This is a genomic window from Clostridium sp. AN503 (genome assembly GCF_040719375.1).
Classification (GTDB): Bacteria; Bacillota; Clostridia; order Lachnospirales; family Lachnospiraceae; genus Brotaphodocola.
In genome coordinates this window covers 655,704-671,575 of sequence record NZ_JBFDTP010000001.1, presented here as the reverse complement: position 1 = coordinate 671,575, position 15,872 = coordinate 655,704, and the positions used below count along the sequence as shown (strand labels likewise).

Genomic DNA, 15,872 nt, shown 5'->3' with positions numbered 1-15,872 from the left:
GAAAATTTCCTTTTAAGGAACCACAACCAAATAAAATCGTGACTCTCCAAGTACGAATCCTCAACAGAATGATTGCAAACAGTTCTCATGGCCGTCATGGTAAAAAGGCATTCCTGCCTGTCCCCGCCAGTATGACGCTGGAAGCGGCCCTCGCACTTTCTCTTTTCCTGTTCGCGTCGGTGAGCCTGATACTTCCTATGAAGATCATGACGACAGAGCGGAGAGTGCAGGCAGGGCTGGAGGCGGTGGGCGAGGATTTCAGCCGTTATGCTTACATACAGGATGCACTGGAACAGGGAAAGTATTTCGCAGTGCCAGGTGCGGATGATTTTGCAAAAGGATTTTGCAAAAATCTTGGCGCCGGGATCGCAGAAGGGTATGCGCTGTCCCGAGCGAAGGGGCATGTGGATACAGGAAATGTCATTCGGGCCAATATGCTGCGTTCTTCTGTGCGGGAGGATGGTGAGACCTTTGATCTGATCCTGGATTATGAGATCCGGATGCCGTTTCCGGTGTTGGGCTTAAATACCATATCCCGGACTGCGCGGAGCTGCCGGCGGGCCTGGATTGGAAAAGACGGAAAGGATGAGGGAACAGACGGAAGCGGCAATGGGGAGGAGGATGAGATCGTGTATGTAGGCAGGGGCAGTACCAGATATCACCGGGACAGAGGCTGTCATTATCTGTCAAATTCGCTGACCTCCGTACCTTATGATTCTGTGGGGGAACAGAGAAATGACAGCGGTAAGAAGTATCATGCCTGTTCCGTGTGTGGGAGCGGAGCCGGGGCAGGCGGCACGGTCTATATCATGCCGAGCGGGACAAGCTTCCATACAACGAAAAACTGCACGGCGATCATCGCTTATGTGAAAGCAGTACATTTGTCGGAGGTGAGTTATCTGGGACCGTGTTCTTACTGCAGCCGGTAATGTTTAAAGGGGAGGGAGTCTGATGATATGGAGTGGATTGTTCCTGTGTTTCCTGTTGGCAGCAGCCTGGCAGGATTTTAGGAACAGGCAGGTGGATGTCTGCATTTTTGTGGTGTTTGGTACAGCGGCAGTGGTATCAGGCGCAGTTCAGTGGCTGATCCTGGGAGAAAATTACTCTGTGCCGGGGCATATGGCAGGGAGCGCGCTGGGGGGTGTTCTGCTGGTTGCCGCTATGGCGAGCCGGGGAGGGATTGGCACAGGGGACGGGTGCTTTTTCCTGGTAAGCGGTCTGATGCTGGGATTCTGGGAGAATCTGGCGCTGTTGTGTTACAGTACATTGTGCTGTGGCTTATTCTGCCTTGGATATTTTGTGTGGTGCAGGACTCAAAAAGGGGTAAATATTGGGAAGCGTACAGTACCGTTCCTGCCGTTTGCAGTATTGCCGGGAATCTGGCTGGTGTTTTGCAGGATGACTGGGGCAATCTGAAAAAATACTGTCTAAGGTGGAGAGCATGAGAAGCAGTTGGAGGAGAAAACAGTCAGGAGCGAAAATAGTCTAAGGGGAGAATGCGAAGATGATGAGGAATGTCAAGCATAACGGGGATAAAGATAATAAATGTAATAAATGCAATAAATGCGGCCGGGCAGCTCTGCGGGCGAGCTATACTGTGGAGGCGGCGGGTGTGATGGCAACGGTATTTTTTATAATCATGATATTGATGAACCAGGCTTTCCGTCTTCATGCGGAGACGGTTGGATATTTTGCCCTGCATGAGACTGTGGAGCGGGAGCGGCATTTGGTGGACAATAAAAAAGAGTCTGAGGTTGTGGAGTACGCAGATGGAACAGGCTGGAACCTGGAGATCACTGCCCCGGTGTTCCGCCCTGAAGATTCGCTGCGGATGTGGAGTCTGGCGGAGGATTTACAATGAAGATCACATATCGGAGAGAGATGAAACACAATTACCTGATCGTGGACCCGGAATCCCTAACATGGCGCAATTATGAATGCCGGATGCTGGCTGCCAATTTTATTGAAGGAGTGCTGCATTTTCAGATGCGCCAGGTGGATGATGAAATTCGTTTTTATTATGAGATCACCTCCAGACAGCCTCTGGACCGGATGCTGGAGGGTAGGAGCGTACATACGGAGGAACTGCGCAGCCTGGTATTTGGCATATCCCGGGTGCTGGACCGCATGGAGCAGTATCTCTTGCCGGAAGGAAGCGTACTTTTAACACCGGATCATATCTATGTAGAACCGGAAACCTTCCGGATCTGGCTGTGCCTGGTTCCCGGATTGGAACGGGATTTCCCGGAGGATTACGGGAAGCTTTTGGAATATCTGCTGGGCAAAGTGGATCACCAGGATAAGGACAGTGTTGTGCTGGCATATGGTCTTTACCAGGAAACCCGGAAAGAAAATTATGGGATGGAGGATATTCTGCGGTTGTTTGGCGGAGGGCAGATGGAGGAGACGGCGACAAAGGAAAAGAATACAGAGGAGCAGGGGCTTCTGTGTTCGGAGGAAAAAGGAGAAATTAAAGAGTATGCGGAGGAGAAACGGAGCCGGAGGAAAAGACAGGACGCGAGCGCTAAGAGAACATCGAGGGAGAAACAGGATCTGTGGAGTCGGATGAAGGGATGGTGGAAGCGAAAAAGAGGGGAAGCGGAGACCGAAACAGTACAGGTGCCATGGGAGATGATGTTCCGCGAAGAAGATATGGTGGATGGGGCGATCGATACAGGTTCAGGACTGAATCAAACAGCTTCAGACTCTCCGCTTCCCGGACAGTCAAAGCAGATAAGACAACACAAAGAACATGCATCTGAGATACAGCCAGGACAGGACACGGTTCTTCTGGCAGATCTGACGCCGGATACCCGGACAAAGCTTCACTGCCTTCATGCGCTGGATCAGGATGGAGCGGATATCGTGATATCCTACTATCCATTTATAATAGGAAAACAGGAGAATCTGGTGGATTTTTTACTGCCATATGATACGGTAAGCCGTCTGCATCTTCGCATTGACAGGAATGAAAACAAGTATTTTGTGCAGGATCTGAATTCCACAAATGGTACAACTGTAGAAGGACGTTTGTTGGAAAATAATGAGTCGGTCGAGATACAGGAAGGAGATGAGATCCATATTGCACGGTATCGGTACCGGTTTGATTAGTAGTAGAGTAACTTAAGTACAAAATAATAAAAATGGCGGATGTGGGCAACGAGATCTTGATAACCAAAATAAACGCAGCAGTTTAGAGTGACAAAAGAAAAATTAGGAATAATTTTCTAATTTTTGGCTTAACAAATGGTAAGGGGTATGATAAACTGAATTAAATCAATAATATAAAAGATAGTGTCAGGAAACAGGAGTAAGAACAGCATGGAACAGTACGGATACAGACGGAAACGGGCTTGGGTGAATGGTTGCCTGATAGGTTTAAATATTATATATTTTCTGTATCTGGAGCTGGCTGGTTCCAGTGAGAATACGCTGTTTATGATACAGCATGGCGCTATGTATGCACCATTGGTGGTTGGGAATCATGAATATTACCGGCTGCTGACATCTATATTTATGCATTTTGGTATTGATCATATTGTGAATAATATGCTTGTGCTTTTTATACTGGGCGACAATCTGGAACGGGCGCTGGGAAAAGTAAAGTATCTGATATTTTACCTGCTGTGCGGAGTTGGGGCCAATGTGGTTTCTATGATGGTGAGTATGAACAGTCCTATACAGGCGGTGGGCGCGGGCGCTTCAGGCGCTATTTTCGGTGTGATCGGCGGTTTGTTATATGCAGTGGCAGTGAACCGGGGGAGACTTGAGGATCTGAGTACAAGGCAGTTGGTGGTAGTGATTATATTTTCCTTGTATTTCGGTTTTACCAGTACGGGAGTAGATAATGTGGCGCATGTTGCCGGTTTGGTGATCGGTGTAGTTTTGGCTGTGGTATTTTATCGGAAACCTAAACCGGCTTCTGTACAGGAATTTTGGGAATTATAATGGATGTAGAAAACCAAAAGAGGAGGTATATGTATGAGGGAGGAGAATTGTATTTTCTGTAAGATCGCAAATGGCGATATCCCGTCGGCGACGGTCTACGAGGATGACGAGTTCCGAGTAATACTGGACCTGGGACCCGCATCAAAAGGGCATGCTCTGATCCTGCCTAAATCCCATTACAGAGATATCTGTGATGCTGACGAAGGGATTGCAGCAAAGTTGTTCCCGTTGGCTGCCAGGATCGGCGAGGCTATGAAGCAGGGGCTGGGCGCCAGTGGGTTCAATGTGGTTCAGAATAATGGGACCTGTGCAGGACAGACCGTATTTCATCTGCATGTCCATGTGATCCCGAGGTATGAGAATGGACCTGCGATGGTGACCTGGGAGCCAGGGAAATCAGATGCAGAGGAGCTTGCAGAGGTTGCAGAAATCCTGAAAAATGCCATTTAGTAATTTTTCTATGCGAATGATAAACAGGAGGGAACATGGAGTCTCAAGAAGATCGGTTTCGCTCCATATATAATTATTATATGCCATTGCTGCGCTGGATTGCCAAGCACAGAGGAATCCCTTATGATGAGATTGACGATCTGGTACAGGAGACATTTACGGAATTTTATGACCATTACCCTTTGACATGGCCAGAGTACAAGATCCGGTCAACGCTTGCTAAGACGATGCGGAATCTTTGTATTGATTACAGGCGGAGATGTCATACGCGCCGTATGGTATATATGGATCCTATGCAGATGCAGGAACAGGGTATGTCCATGGATAAGACCGTATGCCGCGATACATTGAGTATTGTAGTAGAGCGTCAGGAATACAGAGATGTGCTGGACGCGCTCCGCAGTATGAAAGAAGAGTGGGCAGTTGTATTTATCCTGTATATTATTCAGGGCAGGCCCATGAAAGAAGTTGCGGACATTCTTGGTATCACAGATAACGCTTGCAGAACCAGATTGATGAGAGGCAGAAAATACCTGCGGGAGAAATTAAATGAAACGCCGCCAATCTCTGACAAACGAAATATCCCCAGGCTGTCGGAGCCGCCCGGCACCTCCGGTGATTCGGAAGTACCAGGCAATGCGTGAGAGATCAGATGATTGAAGCGGTGTTTTTAGAAAAGTGAGATTTGTCACACATTCTCAGCATAGGAGGCAATAAGATCCAGGATGATCCCGACAGCATCTGATAACTGGCTCTGATTCATATTGCTGACAAATTGTTGGCGTTGTTCATAGGTATTTTGAATCGCCTCATAAAGAGTGTCATCTGTCAGATTTTCTTCTTCAAGAACAGTGGAGAAGCCCTGCTTTTCAAATGAGCGGGCATTTAGGATCTGATCCCCTCGGCTGGCGGATGCGGACAAAGGAATCAGTACATGTGGCTTGCGAAGAGCCAGGATCTCGCATATGGAGTTAGCGCCTGCCCTTGACAGAATCAGATCAGCAGCGGCAAACAAATGACGTAATGGAGCGTCTACATATTCATACTGAACATATCCGACCCGGCCAATCAGGCTTTCGTCCAGATTGCCCTTGCCGCAGATATGTATCACCTGATACGTTTCCAGCAGCCGGGGAAGCAGGCTGCGGACTGCATTATTCACAGCAACAGCACCGAGACTTCCACCGATAACCAGTATGATCGGTCTGGCGGCGGACAAGCCGGTGTACTGCAGGCCGGTGAGCCGGTCGCCTTCCAGCAGTTCTTTACGGATGGGTGATCCGGTCAGGACCGCTTTGTCTTCCGGAAGATATTTTAATGTCTCCGGGAAATTACAGCAGACTTTGGCGGCGGACGGGATGCAGATCTTGTTGGCAAGGCCGGGAGTCATGTCGGATTCGTGAATGATAGTCGGCACTTTATAGTGTTTGGCGGCCAAAACTACAGGGACGGCAACAAAACCACCTTTGGAAAATACCACATCAGGGCGATATTTCTTCATAAGTCGCAGCGCTTCACCGTAGCCCTTGATCACACGGAAGGGATCTGAAAAGTTTTTGATGTCAAAATAACGTCGGAGTTTGCCGGAAGAAATCCCATCATAGGAAATCCCGGCACCTTCAATCAGCTTGCGCTCAATGCCGTTATAGGAACCAATATAGTGTATTTCATATCCGCGTTCTTTCAAAGTGGGAAGAAGTGCCAGATTAGGGGTAACATGCCCGGCAGTTCCGCCGCCGGTCAGGACGATCTTTTTCATATACGTTGCCTCCAGTTGTTTTTTGAACCTATAGTAATATAGTAACCACAACACGCGAAAAGTCAACCCCGAATCCTGCTGGAACTGGTGGAAATTTCGTGAAATCAAAGAGGGAATTCAGTGAAACAGAAAAAGCAGCATTATGATGACTTAAACTGCATAGAGCAGAAAGCGCGTGAGCTTTTTGGATATGATGAGGATAGCCTGCTCGCAGAGATGGACGAGGCGGAGCGTGCATGGGAGGCGGAAAAGTCCGCAAATCCGGAAGCCGCCGTTCAACTCCGGTGCGAGGCAGATGAAGGCTTTGCAAAACTGATGGCCCATATAAAAGCGAAAGGAATCCAACCGGTTTCAGAGGAGGAGTACGAAAACGAGTATCAAAGAGAACGACAGAAGAATAACCGCAGGGCGATCGGTCTTGGGAGAAAAAGGCGGAAAGTGTTGCTGCTGGCCGCGGCTGTGTGTGTGTTGGGGCTGGGGACAACTATGGTGGTGTCGGCGCATAGGGAGTATAAGTATAATTTGTATCCGGTGGAAGCGGAGCAGAATGTATTGGTAAAACAAAATTCAATTATAAAACAAGACGAAGGTAAGTTGGATGATGTCTATAAGCAGATTGGAGATGTAATAGGTATTAAAGTGATGAAATTAGGACACATTCCGGCTGAAATGAAGTTTAAACAGAGTGTGATAAGTAGTGAACGAGCAATTATAGAGTTAGAATACAACGGAAAAAATATTTATTTGACGGAAGAAAAGCATTCAGAACCTGAAGAGGCTTTGCAAGTAAAACTTTCTGATAGAAAGGCTAAAAAAGCAAATACGGAGGTAGACAATTTATGGTTAAATGAAAAGATGGTTATAGAGGCTAATATATTACAGTCGGGGGAAACAGAATTTAGCACAAGCCTTAATGTGGAAGATACTTATTATAGTATATCAGGTATCATGGATAAAAGTGTATTTATAGAAATAGTACAGGGACTTTGCTATTAATAAATATGTTATTGTTATAATAAATTTGGATTCGGGAGCTTATATGAATAAAAAATATTATTTTTTTAGTATAGTTGTTTTTTGCTTATTATGCTCATCAGTTAAGGCATATGCTGGAGATGGAACTTTTATAAATAGTGCAAAAAATATAAGTGGTGATTATCAGTATAAACAATCAAGTATGGTAAGAACAACAGGAACACCAAGAGGTATGTTGCTTTCATCTGTAGATATAGGATTAACCAACAAGGGGGGAGGAACAGTTGAGGTATATGCAGATTTATTATGCCATATACCTGCAAAAAGAATAACAATATGGCTCTATCTGGAAAAGTGGGATAGTGTAGCAGAAGATTGGAGCACTGTAAACTATGAGCATTTTGAATGGTTAGCAGAGGATTTTCCAGATCAAGAGTTGACAATGGCGATAGTATCCTATAAGGTCTCCAGGTTAGAGCGGGGGCAAGATTATCGCCTTAGAGGAATGTTTGGTGCAAGTGCATTAACTTCTTCTTTACAAGAATCGTGGACAGCAAATACAACAAATTTATTTGTTGATTAATATTATGTTATTGGGCGGCCATATAGCAATAAGTATGGTCCCCAATAAATAATTTGTAAATGTTCTAAAGTTGCTTAAAGTTTAAGATATCATTAGTTCTCTATTATCTAAAAACTCTAATTAGTTAAATATAGAAACAATTACCCCATTCACGATAAAGTAATTAACTCTATGGTAGAGGTGATCTTCCTTTGCTTGAAACAGAATTATGGTAAGCGATTTATAAACAACTATTTTCGTTATTAAAATGCTGGAAATAGCTACAGAAAAACGATTTAAAAAGAATCAGAAAGAAAAACACTCAGGAATGGAAGGAAACGGATGGTATTACTATACAACACGTTTTGCCATACCAGTTTATAAAAATAATATGAAAACGGATTTGTATAATATATATTCAGCATGTCTTCTCATAAATGTTACAGATAGTGGTAGGTTATACCTTTATGATTTGGTAGACATAAAAAGAGAAGCGAGCACCCCACTCACGATTAGCTAACTAACCCCATGGTAAAAAAACCCGCTTCTCTTTAGTTAAAAAGATACCATTTATGTTTTGCTTTGTCAATGACTGCAAACAATAAAAAGCACAAACCATTATCAAGAAATAGTATGGAAAAACGATGCAGATAGTAGATGATGCATTAATTTTTCCAGAATTTCCAAGTAAATATAAAGGCTTAAAAGATGCAATAAGTATAGATAGGGTAATTGATAAGACAAAAACGAAAGTATGCTTATAATATATATGATTTGATAAATGTAAAAAGAGGAGCAAGTACTCCACTCCGGATTATTAAGTAAACAAGTAAAAACTGCTTCTCTTTACCTAAAAGCTTATCAGATAAAGTAATATGTCAACTTCAATTCATCTTGAGTCTCCGAAAAATCAAGAAATTAAATAATTTGGTTGTTGCGCTAAAATGAATACTAGATTGTAGATTTTTTAAACACGTATTTACTTAGCACGTGTTGTTGAGTATAATGATATTGTTGGGAGGAGTTTATATTATGCCAATGAAACCCAGAGAAATGGAAAAAAGAATCCTTGCAGATGGATGGAAGTTTAAGTCTCAGGTTGGTTCACATAGACAATATGTCCATCCATCAAAAACAGGAAAGGTCACAATTCCATTTCATGGAAAAGAATTACCTAGGATTACGGAGATTTCCATCCTAAAACAGGCAGGTTTAAATAACCATGTCAAGTAACCAGCACCAACCAAGGAGGTAAAAACTATGTTATCTGCATATCCTGCATGTTTTTTTAAAGAAAAAGAGGGCTACTCTGTCATTTTTCCGGATCTGAACTATTTAGCGACCAGTGGGGAGTCATTGGAGGAAGCGCTGGCGATGGCGGTAGACTGTTTGGCCGGTTACCTTTACTGGTGCCAGAGTGATAATGAAACGGTGCCAATGCCTTCTGCTATGGAGGCAATTAATTTGAATGATGTGGCTGAGGCATTGGGGGGAGAACAGGCGGAAGGATCATTTGTAAATATGGTAACTGTGGATGTAACTGAATATGCAAAGCACCATTTTGAGAAATCCGTAAAAAAGACACTAACGATTCCAGCATGGCTAAATACTATGGCACTCAAACAGAATATTAATTTTTCGCAGGTTTTACAGGCGGCATTAAAGGAAAAATTACACATCCATTGACAGGAAAACAGGTATAATTTGCAGATTTTGACACAAAATAAGCTTGTTCTCTATAAAATTGAATCTATTCGTGTGAGGAGGCATCGTTATGCAGAAATATCTTTGTGAACCCTGTGGTTATATATATGATCCGGAGGAGGGTGATCCGGATAATGGAGTGGAGCCGGGAACGGCATTTGAGGATATTCCCGATGACTGGCTGTGTCCGCTTTGCGGGCTGGGCAAAGACGCGTTTGTTCCTGTGGAGGAATAACAGCTGTAAATAGCCGCGGGAAGAATAGCTGGAAGCCTGTTAAAACTGCAAATGGAGCAAAAGTGGTAAAAAATTCCATATAAACAGCAAGAAATATGATGAAAGTGGTATCGAAATCACTTGATTAAAAGATTTTAGACAAAACAGTGGGGAGATACAGACGAAAAACATCTGTATCTCCCCGCTGCATTCAGAACAGAATAACGATGTCAATGTTCCTTCTTATACTGTTTCAAAGCCCGCGCAAGCTGATCCGGGCAGGAAGTTGGACGGGGGCCGCAGTGGATTCCATCAATCCGTTTGATGGCTTCATCGATGTCCATACCTTCGATCAGCCGGGCTACGCCCTGGGTGTTGCCGGAACAGCCGCCTATGTACTGGACGTTGGTGATCTTGTTATCTTTTACATCAAAATGAACTTCTCTTGAGCAGACGCCCTGTGTCTTATATACCATGATGATATCCTCCGTATTCTTTGTAAAAATGAGAAAAATATGTTTTTGTATACCTGGTTTATTATAGCCAGTGTGGAAAGGGATTGTCAAGGGCGATTGGGGCGGATATAATAGAGAAGAGAATTAATCTGAAATATTTGAAAGAAAGAAGAGGAGCAGTCATGTTAGGTATCATCGGTGCGATGCCGGAGGAAGTGGAGCAGTTAAAACAGGAGATGGACCAGGTACAGGTGATCAGTGCGGCCGGGATGGAATTTTATAAAGGGAGATTGGAAGGCAGGGATGTGGTGGTTGTGCGATGCGGAGTGGGCAAAGTCAACGCTGCTATGTGCGTACAGGTCCTGGCGGACCGGTTCGAGGTAAATGGTATCATAAATACGGGGATCGCAGGATCTTTGAGAGCTGAGATCAATATCGGCGATATGGTTCTTTCTACGGATGCGGTGCAGCATGATGTGGATGCCACGGTTTTTGGCTACAGGCCGGGACAGGTTCCGCAGATGGATGTATTTGCATTTGAGGCGGATGAGAGGCTGCGGGCGGCGGCAAAAGAATGCTGCCGGAATGTGAATCCGGATATTAGCGTATTTGAAGGCAGAGTGCTGACGGGAGATCAGTTCATTGCCGGAAAGGATAAAAAAGAATGGCTGGAGGAAACCTTTCACGGTTTTTGTACGGAGATGGAAGGAGCAGCGATCGCGCAGGCGGCGCATTTGAATCAGGTCCCGTTTTTGATCGTCCGGGCGATCTCGGACAAGGCCGATGACAGCGCGACGATGGATTATCCGGAATTCGAGCGCCAGGCCATCATTCATAGTACCAGATTGACGAAAGAATTGGTGCTGACATGTTCAACCTGAAGTTGAGAATCGATTTTTAGCGAAATTTGATGAACGATTCTAGGCTCCCTGAACTTTCCAAAATTGATTTCGGTAGTTATAATGTGAACTGTCTGAAGAAATCAGGAAAGAAAGGGGAGCTGTTTTTATGCTACAATTATTGGAAACGGGAAAAGCACTGTATGTGCTGGCGGCAATCTGTCTGCTCGGAATCATGACCAGGGGGATTACCAGACATCTCTACAAAAGATTATTGAAAGAAAGCACCAATCTGACTCTCACCAAGAACAAAGGTCTCAGAGAACTGAGGCAGAGAGCGGAGAATACATATCGGATGAATCAGGGGCTTCGGGACTGTGGGGCCTGGGTGGAGCATCAGCTTTATGATTTAAAGGTAATGGGAATGACCCTGTCGGGGTGGAGTACACTGTCCATGCAGTGGACCTGGCTGTGCCTGCTGGCAGGAGGAGCAGGAGCATTTTTATCCTACTGGTACCGGTTGGATACTTACTATATTGTAATGTACGGTGGAGGCGCCGTGCTGCTGTCCATGTTTACCATGCTGTTTGACAATGGGATGGCTGGCGGCTGGCGAGAACAGCTTGTGGTAGCCCTGCAGGATCAGCTGGAAAATGTTATGTGCCCGAGGCTGGCGAGGAACCTCCCGGCAGAAGGCGGACGCGGTGCAGAGGCAGCGGATCGTCCTGGAATGAGAAATGTAAGCCGGCTGTCGGAGCGGGCGGGACGGCTTGCCCGCGGCGGTCAGATGGAACAGGAAGGTCCGGAGCATCAGGAAATGCCGGAACGCAGCAGTGCGGCCGCAACGGCGGCTACAGCCGGTGCCGCTGGAAATGGAGGTCCGGGTACCGGGACCGGAGGCAGAAAAGGCGGCCAGCGCGGAGGCAGGCGGAATCAGGCGCCTGACACGACGGCAGGAACCGGAGGTGCTCAGGAAAATATCCGGGATGTGGATTATTTGAAGCGCAGCCTGGAGCAGATCGCGGCCAGCCGGGAAAAGAGCCGGCTGCTGGATGAAAACTGGCTGAAGGACTTAAAGCCGGAGGAGGTAGAGCTGATCGGAGATATCCTGAAGCAGTATCTGGCTTGATATATATTCTGAAGGCCAGGAAGCCCTGGCCTGAGATCATAACTAGCAGGCTGTAAAGCCCTGGCCTGAGATCATAACGGTGGGCCAGGAAGCCCTGGCCTGATACATAGTCCGGCAGCTGGCATGCGGCGCTGCCGGGGCTGCCAGGGATCGTTTTGAAGATTATTTTGAAGCGGTTTTTGGTGGAATTCATGTCGCATTTTAAGATAGATTATGCTATAATTGGTACAACGATTATCTCTGTGAAGGCGGTGAGGTTCAGGGCTGCCGGCGGGGAACATAAGAAAAGGAGAGAGGACCATGTTGAAGACAGTAACATTTGATTATTCCAAGGCATCCGGTTTTGTATCTGCAGAAGAGATTGATAATTTTAAGAGCACCGTAATGAGTGCCAGAGAGACGCTGCTTGGCAGAACGGGCGCCGGTAATGATTATCTGGGCTGGATTGACCTGCCGGTAGATTATGATAAAGAGGAGTTTGCAAGGATCAAAGATGCGGCAAAGAAGATCCAGGGGGATTCTGATGTGCTGCTGGTCATCGGCATTGGTGGCTCTTATCTGGGGGCGCGTGCGGCGATTGAGTTTTTAACCCATAGCTTCTACAACGTGCTGGACAAGTCAAAGAGAAAGACCCCGGAGATCTATTTCCTGGGCAACAGTATCAGCAGCAAGTATCTTAAAGATTTAAAGGATGTTCTGGAGGGCAAGGACTTCTCCATTAATATCATCTCCAAGTCCGGTACGACCACAGAGCCGGCTATCGCATTCCGCGTGTTTAAGGAGATGCTGATCGAGAAATATGGACGTGAGGAGGCAAACAAGCGTATCTACGCCACCACCGACAAGGCGAGAGGTGCGCTCAAGAACCTGGCGACTGAGGAAGGCTATGAGTCTTTTGTGGTGCCGGATGATGTAGGCGGACGTTTTTCCGTGCTGACCGCAGTTGGCTTACTGCCGATCGCAGCAGCAGGGCTGGATATTGACAAACTGATGGAGGGTGCAGCTTCCGGTAGAAAGAAAGCACTGGAGACTCCCTATGAGTCCAACGATGCCATGCTGTATGCAGCAGTCAGGAACATCCTTCACAGAAAAGGCAAATCCGTAGAGATCGTGGCGAACTACGAGCCGAGCATGCACTATGTATCTGAGTGGTGGAAGCAGCTCTATGGCGAGAGCGAGGGCAAGGACCAGAGAGGTATCTTCCCGGCGGCGGTGGATTTGACCACAGATCTGCATTCCATGGGACAGTTCATCCAGGACGGCTCCCGTGTTATGTTTGAGACCGTGATGAGTATTGAGGAATCTCCTGCGGAGATTCTGCTGGGTAAAGAAGAGGTTGACACCGACGGCATGAACTATCTGGCCGGCAAGAGCGTGGGCTTTGTGAACAAGAGCGCGATGAACGGCACCATCCTTGCGCACACTGACGGCAATGTGCCGAACCTGATGGTAAAGATTCCGGAGCAGAATGCATTTTATTTGGGAGAGCTGTTTTACTTCTTCGAGTTTGCCTGCGGCATCAGCGGTTATATCCTGGGAGTAAACCCGTTTAACCAGCCGGGCGTAGAGAGCTACAAGAAAAACATGTTTGCCCTGCTTGGCAAACCGGGTTACGAGGACGAGAGGGAGAAACTTCTGAAACGCCTGTAAGACCGTGTGTAAAGTAGATTTAAAAGAGATATAACAGACATATGTAATGCGCATATCATATGGAACAGAGAGACAGGAACTGACGCGGGCTGGGCGTTGGTTCCTGTCTTTTTTTTCGTCAAATATTCTAATTTTGCACACTTCCTACCCATTTAAGAGATTCTATGATAAGATAAAAATCAAGAATGGTATTTGCCAGGGGGGGATCGTATGGAGTACAAATACAGGTTTACAACTTTGGAAATCCTGGATTATGGTGTGAACATGGTCTGGCAGGCGATCAGAAAGTTTTGGAGGATTTGGCTGGTGCTGGCAGTATTTCTGGCAGTCACCAGTAATATTCGATGGAAAGAAGTTTTTTTGTTGAATCAGGTCATGGTGCTGACTCTTCTGAGGGTGGTGGGGTACAGCCTGCTTTTGGCGGCAGGATTTCTGGTGTTGCTTTTTCTTGCCGCAATATACCTGATGGAGAGGCGGTTTCGAAATACAGACCTCCAAATGATTGTGAAGGATGGCAGGCTCACGATGACAGTCGGGGAGTCGTGCTGGCAGTATTCCTGTACAGAGATCATCAAGGTGGAGAAACGCGGGCGGTTCATTGCGATTGAACTGAAGACAAAGGGCAGGGGAGATGAAATCTTTCTACTTCCCCGTCGGATGTTTGCTGGAGCACTGGAACAGCGGCAGTTTCTGGAGTTTGTGGAGCGGCAGCGGAATTATGCCCGTGAGACATCAGAGTTTGGTTGGCAGAGCGGGGCAAAGAGTATCAACAGCGGTGAGAATGACAATGAATCTGCGGATTTCAATTTTCAAACCCAGTGGAATGAACAAATGCTTCGCGAACTGAAAGAGGAGGTCTCCTGGATCAACGCACAATCAGGGTTTTCTACAGAAACCTATCGTATGCTGGGGCTGTTGATCGGTATTTTATTGCTGATGAGAGCGGTAATGGATCTGCTGCGGGGAAAAGGCGAACTGATCACACTTCTTTTCACAGGTATTATTTTGATGGCAGTCCTTTGGTTCATGGCGCACAGAGGGATGAAGAAAAAAACGGTGGGTGGTGTTTTCGAAAAGATACTTCGTCCAATGTTAAAAACAAATCACAGACTTGAGGAAATGTTGACTTCACAGATCATAGTTGGACAAAAGAACATCTTTGTGCGGGAAGGCGGAAACGAGGCACGGATTTCCTGGAAGGATATGGCGTATTTGCTGGAATCTGGCCCATGGTTTTTAATCTATAATGCAAAAAAACATCCAGTACTTCATTTTCCGAAAAAGAGTCTGGGAGATGAGGAGGAGCAGAAGCGTTTTGAGAAATACTGTCAGGAGCATGGGCTGGAATATCGGAGCATGCGGCCTGATGATACGGAAGGAAAAAAAGGGGCAAAGGGTAAAAGTGTTGGAGAACGGATTGCATTTGCGGCCGGGATATTTTTTCTTATATGTGTAGTGGTCAGTTTTATTTTACCGGTCGTGATGATTGTAATCAGAAAACCGGATCCGGCCACTTTCCAGGAGGAGCCGACAACGGAATATGTCTTTTACCCTGAAGACTTTGAACATTATCTGCCGCTTGAAAAACAGGTCGGTGTTCTAAAGTCTCTTGGAATCAAAGTCCCGGAGAAGATTCTTAAAGAGGAGCGGGACTGGATGGAGGAGTATCCCAGTTCGCGGGAGTGGATAGAAGGGGAACCATATTATACTTTGTTGTCAGACCTGGGTTATCCCGTGTATGATGAGGAAACTTATGAGATCAAGTCCTATTCCAATCAGATGTACACGGTGGATTGGGATGGATATGATCTGACGGAGGATTATGTTTCTCTGCTGAACGGGGTAAATGCGATCTCCAGGGGGGAGTACACTCTCACAAGTCCGGCTGTGATACTGGATGGCGTGGACATGGACAGCCTGACGGGGACTACGCAGATATATTTTCTGCTGAACGGGACTCCGTATCTGTACGAGCTGGAAGCGGATGGTTACTATTTGGATACCAGGGTCCTTCGGTGTTTGAACGAGGCGTTTGGAAAGGAACAGATACCGGGAAGGCTCTATGGAGCGGATTATGACGGCTGGAGCTGCATTCTGTTCTATCAGGACCGGGAATGGGCGGCAGAGTTTACCGGAAAGACGGGGATTCCGCTGATCCTGGAATATGTGAGGGAATGAATGGACTGC

Annotated in this window: 18 protein-coding genes; 16 read left to right on the top strand and 2 right to left on the bottom strand. The window is 46.3% G+C overall.

The window, feature by feature from the left end:
- Positions 1-68 precede the first annotated feature (68 nt).
- The 7 genes from AB1I67_RS02880 (at position 69) to AB1I67_RS02850 (ending at position 5,042) form a co-directional block, all read left to right on the top strand.
- Positions 69-929, top strand: a complete 861-nt coding sequence (locus tag AB1I67_RS02880; protein WP_367028311.1) for a hypothetical protein — start codon at positions 69-71, stop codon at positions 927-929.
- Between the two features lie 22 nt (positions 930-951).
- On the top strand, positions 952-1,416 hold the full coding sequence (locus AB1I67_RS02875; RefSeq protein WP_367028310.1) for a prepilin peptidase: 465 nt from the start codon (positions 952-954) through the stop codon (positions 1,414-1,416).
- Positions 1,417-1,504: 88 nt separating this feature from the next.
- Complete coding sequence (locus tag AB1I67_RS02870; RefSeq protein ID WP_367028309.1) at positions 1,505-1,861, top strand: hypothetical protein; 357 nt, start codon at positions 1,505-1,507, stop codon at positions 1,859-1,861.
- Positions 1,858-3,111: a DUF6382 domain-containing protein gene (locus AB1I67_RS02865; RefSeq protein WP_367028308.1), complete on the top strand. Its 1,254-nt coding sequence runs from the start codon at positions 1,858-1,860 to the stop codon at positions 3,109-3,111. Before AB1I67_RS02870 ends, AB1I67_RS02865 begins: the two co-directional genes overlap by 4 nt.
- 210 nt (positions 3,112-3,321) lie before the next feature.
- Positions 3,322-3,948 carry a rhomboid family intramembrane serine protease gene (locus AB1I67_RS02860; RefSeq protein ID WP_367028307.1) on the top strand — a complete coding sequence of 209 codons (627 nt, stop codon included), beginning with the start codon at positions 3,322-3,324 and terminating at the stop codon, positions 3,946-3,948.
- A 33-nt stretch (positions 3,949-3,981) separates the two neighbouring features.
- Positions 3,982-4,398 carry an HIT family protein gene (locus AB1I67_RS02855; RefSeq protein WP_367028306.1) on the top strand — a complete coding sequence of 139 codons (417 nt, stop codon included), beginning with the start codon at positions 3,982-3,984 and terminating at the stop codon, positions 4,396-4,398.
- A gap of 35 nt (positions 4,399-4,433) precedes the next feature.
- Positions 4,434-5,042, top strand: coding sequence for a sigma-70 family RNA polymerase sigma factor (locus tag AB1I67_RS02850; protein WP_367028305.1), 609 nt, complete (start codon positions 4,434-4,436; stop codon positions 5,040-5,042).
- 44 nt (positions 5,043-5,086) lie between these two features.
- Here the strand turns inward: AB1I67_RS02850 and AB1I67_RS02845 are convergent, their stop codons facing one another.
- The gene (locus AB1I67_RS02845) at positions 5,087-6,157 is read right to left on the bottom strand and encodes an undecaprenyldiphospho-muramoylpentapeptide beta-N-acetylglucosaminyltransferase (RefSeq protein ID WP_367028304.1); all 1,071 of its coding nucleotides are present in this window, start codon (positions 6,155-6,157) and stop codon (positions 5,087-5,089) included.
- Positions 6,158-6,277: 120 nt separating this feature from the next.
- On the opposite strand from AB1I67_RS02845, the gene AB1I67_RS02840 reads away from it, so the two are divergent.
- The 5 genes from AB1I67_RS02840 (at position 6,278) to rd (ending at position 9,633) form a co-directional block, all read left to right on the top strand.
- Positions 6,278-7,153, top strand: coding sequence for a hypothetical protein (locus AB1I67_RS02840; protein ID WP_367028303.1), 876 nt, complete (start codon positions 6,278-6,280; stop codon positions 7,151-7,153).
- A gap of 43 nt (positions 7,154-7,196) precedes the next feature.
- The gene (locus AB1I67_RS02835; protein ID WP_367028302.1) at positions 7,197-7,715 is read left to right on the top strand and encodes a DUF6147 family protein; all 519 of its coding nucleotides are present in this window, start codon (positions 7,197-7,199) and stop codon (positions 7,713-7,715) included.
- Between the two features lie 1,011 nt (positions 7,716-8,726).
- A complete protein-coding gene (locus tag AB1I67_RS02830) occupies positions 8,727-8,927 on the top strand; it encodes a type II toxin-antitoxin system HicA family toxin (protein ID WP_367028301.1) in 201 nt (66 codons plus the stop codon).
- A 27-nt stretch (positions 8,928-8,954) separates the two neighbouring features.
- Positions 8,955-9,380 (top strand): type II toxin-antitoxin system HicB family antitoxin, encoded by a 426-nt coding sequence (locus AB1I67_RS02825; RefSeq protein WP_367028300.1) that lies wholly within the window; start codon positions 8,955-8,957, stop codon positions 9,378-9,380.
- Positions 9,381-9,468: 88 nt separating this feature from the next.
- A complete protein-coding gene (rd, locus tag AB1I67_RS02820) occupies positions 9,469-9,633 on the top strand; it encodes a rubredoxin (RefSeq protein WP_367028299.1) in 165 nt (54 codons plus the stop codon).
- Between the two features lie 209 nt (positions 9,634-9,842).
- Here rd and AB1I67_RS02815 read toward each other — a convergent pair whose 3' ends face one another.
- Positions 9,843-10,088: a TIGR03905 family TSCPD domain-containing protein gene (locus AB1I67_RS02815; protein ID WP_367028298.1), complete on the bottom strand. Its 246-nt coding sequence runs from the start codon at positions 10,086-10,088 to the stop codon at positions 9,843-9,845.
- A gap of 161 nt (positions 10,089-10,249) precedes the next feature.
- Between AB1I67_RS02815 and AB1I67_RS02810 the strand changes: the two genes are divergently transcribed.
- The 4 genes from AB1I67_RS02810 to AB1I67_RS02795 all read left to right on the top strand — a co-directional run bounded on the left by AB1I67_RS02810 (position 10,250) and on the right by AB1I67_RS02795 (position 15,863).
- Positions 10,250-10,948 (top strand): 5'-methylthioadenosine/adenosylhomocysteine nucleosidase, encoded by a 699-nt coding sequence (locus AB1I67_RS02810; RefSeq protein WP_367028297.1) that lies wholly within the window; start codon positions 10,250-10,252, stop codon positions 10,946-10,948.
- A gap of 127 nt (positions 10,949-11,075) precedes the next feature.
- Complete coding sequence (locus tag AB1I67_RS02805; protein WP_367028296.1) at positions 11,076-12,035, top strand: hypothetical protein; 960 nt, start codon at positions 11,076-11,078, stop codon at positions 12,033-12,035.
- Positions 12,036-12,335: 300 nt separating this feature from the next.
- Entirely contained in the window at positions 12,336-13,685 is a 1,350-nt protein-coding gene (locus AB1I67_RS02800; RefSeq protein ID WP_367028295.1) for a glucose-6-phosphate isomerase, read from the top strand.
- Between the two features lie 210 nt (positions 13,686-13,895).
- Complete coding sequence (locus tag AB1I67_RS02795; protein WP_367028294.1) at positions 13,896-15,863, top strand: YcxB family protein; 1,968 nt, start codon at positions 13,896-13,898, stop codon at positions 15,861-15,863.
- Positions 15,864-15,872: the final 9 nt, after the last annotated feature.

What these genes read in the sequence shown, in the direction of transcription:
- AB1I67_RS02800 (WP_367028295.1), top strand. Translation starts at nt 12,336, where the DNA reads ATGTTGAAGACAGTAACATTTGATTATTCCAAGGCATCCGGTTTTGTA.
- AB1I67_RS02835 (WP_367028302.1), top strand. Translation starts at nt 7,197, where the DNA reads ATGAATAAAAAATATTATTTTTTTAGTATAGTTGTTTTTTGCTTATTA.
- AB1I67_RS02805 (WP_367028296.1), top strand. Translation starts at nt 11,076, where the DNA reads ATGCTACAATTATTGGAAACGGGAAAAGCACTGTATGTGCTGGCGGCA.
- rd (WP_367028299.1), top strand. Translation starts at nt 9,469, where the DNA reads ATGCAGAAATATCTTTGTGAACCCTGTGGTTATATATATGATCCGGAG.
- AB1I67_RS02825 (WP_367028300.1), top strand. Translation starts at nt 8,955, where the DNA reads ATGTTATCTGCATATCCTGCATGTTTTTTTAAAGAAAAAGAGGGCTAC.
- AB1I67_RS02875 (WP_367028310.1), top strand. Translation starts at nt 952, where the DNA reads ATGATATGGAGTGGATTGTTCCTGTGTTTCCTGTTGGCAGCAGCCTGG.
- AB1I67_RS02830 (WP_367028301.1), top strand. Translation starts at nt 8,727, where the DNA reads ATGCCAATGAAACCCAGAGAAATGGAAAAAAGAATCCTTGCAGATGGA.
- AB1I67_RS02795 (WP_367028294.1), top strand. Translation starts at nt 13,896, where the DNA reads ATGGAGTACAAATACAGGTTTACAACTTTGGAAATCCTGGATTATGGT.
- AB1I67_RS02880 (WP_367028311.1), top strand. Translation starts at nt 69, where the DNA reads ATGATTGCAAACAGTTCTCATGGCCGTCATGGTAAAAAGGCATTCCTG.
- AB1I67_RS02810 (WP_367028297.1), top strand. Translation starts at nt 10,250, where the DNA reads ATGTTAGGTATCATCGGTGCGATGCCGGAGGAAGTGGAGCAGTTAAAA.
- AB1I67_RS02815 (WP_367028298.1), bottom strand. Translation starts at nt 10,088, where the DNA reads ATGGTATATAAGACACAGGGCGTCTGCTCAAGAGAAGTTCATTTTGAT.
- AB1I67_RS02855 (WP_367028306.1), top strand. Translation starts at nt 3,982, where the DNA reads ATGAGGGAGGAGAATTGTATTTTCTGTAAGATCGCAAATGGCGATATC.
- AB1I67_RS02845 (WP_367028304.1), bottom strand. Translation starts at nt 6,157, where the DNA reads ATGAAAAAGATCGTCCTGACCGGCGGCGGAACTGCCGGGCATGTTACC.
- AB1I67_RS02865 (WP_367028308.1), top strand. Translation starts at nt 1,858, where the DNA reads ATGAAGATCACATATCGGAGAGAGATGAAACACAATTACCTGATCGTG.
- AB1I67_RS02860 (WP_367028307.1), top strand. Translation starts at nt 3,322, where the DNA reads ATGGAACAGTACGGATACAGACGGAAACGGGCTTGGGTGAATGGTTGC.
- AB1I67_RS02870 (WP_367028309.1), top strand. Translation starts at nt 1,505, where the DNA reads ATGATGAGGAATGTCAAGCATAACGGGGATAAAGATAATAAATGTAAT.
- AB1I67_RS02850 (WP_367028305.1), top strand. Translation starts at nt 4,434, where the DNA reads ATGGAGTCTCAAGAAGATCGGTTTCGCTCCATATATAATTATTATATG.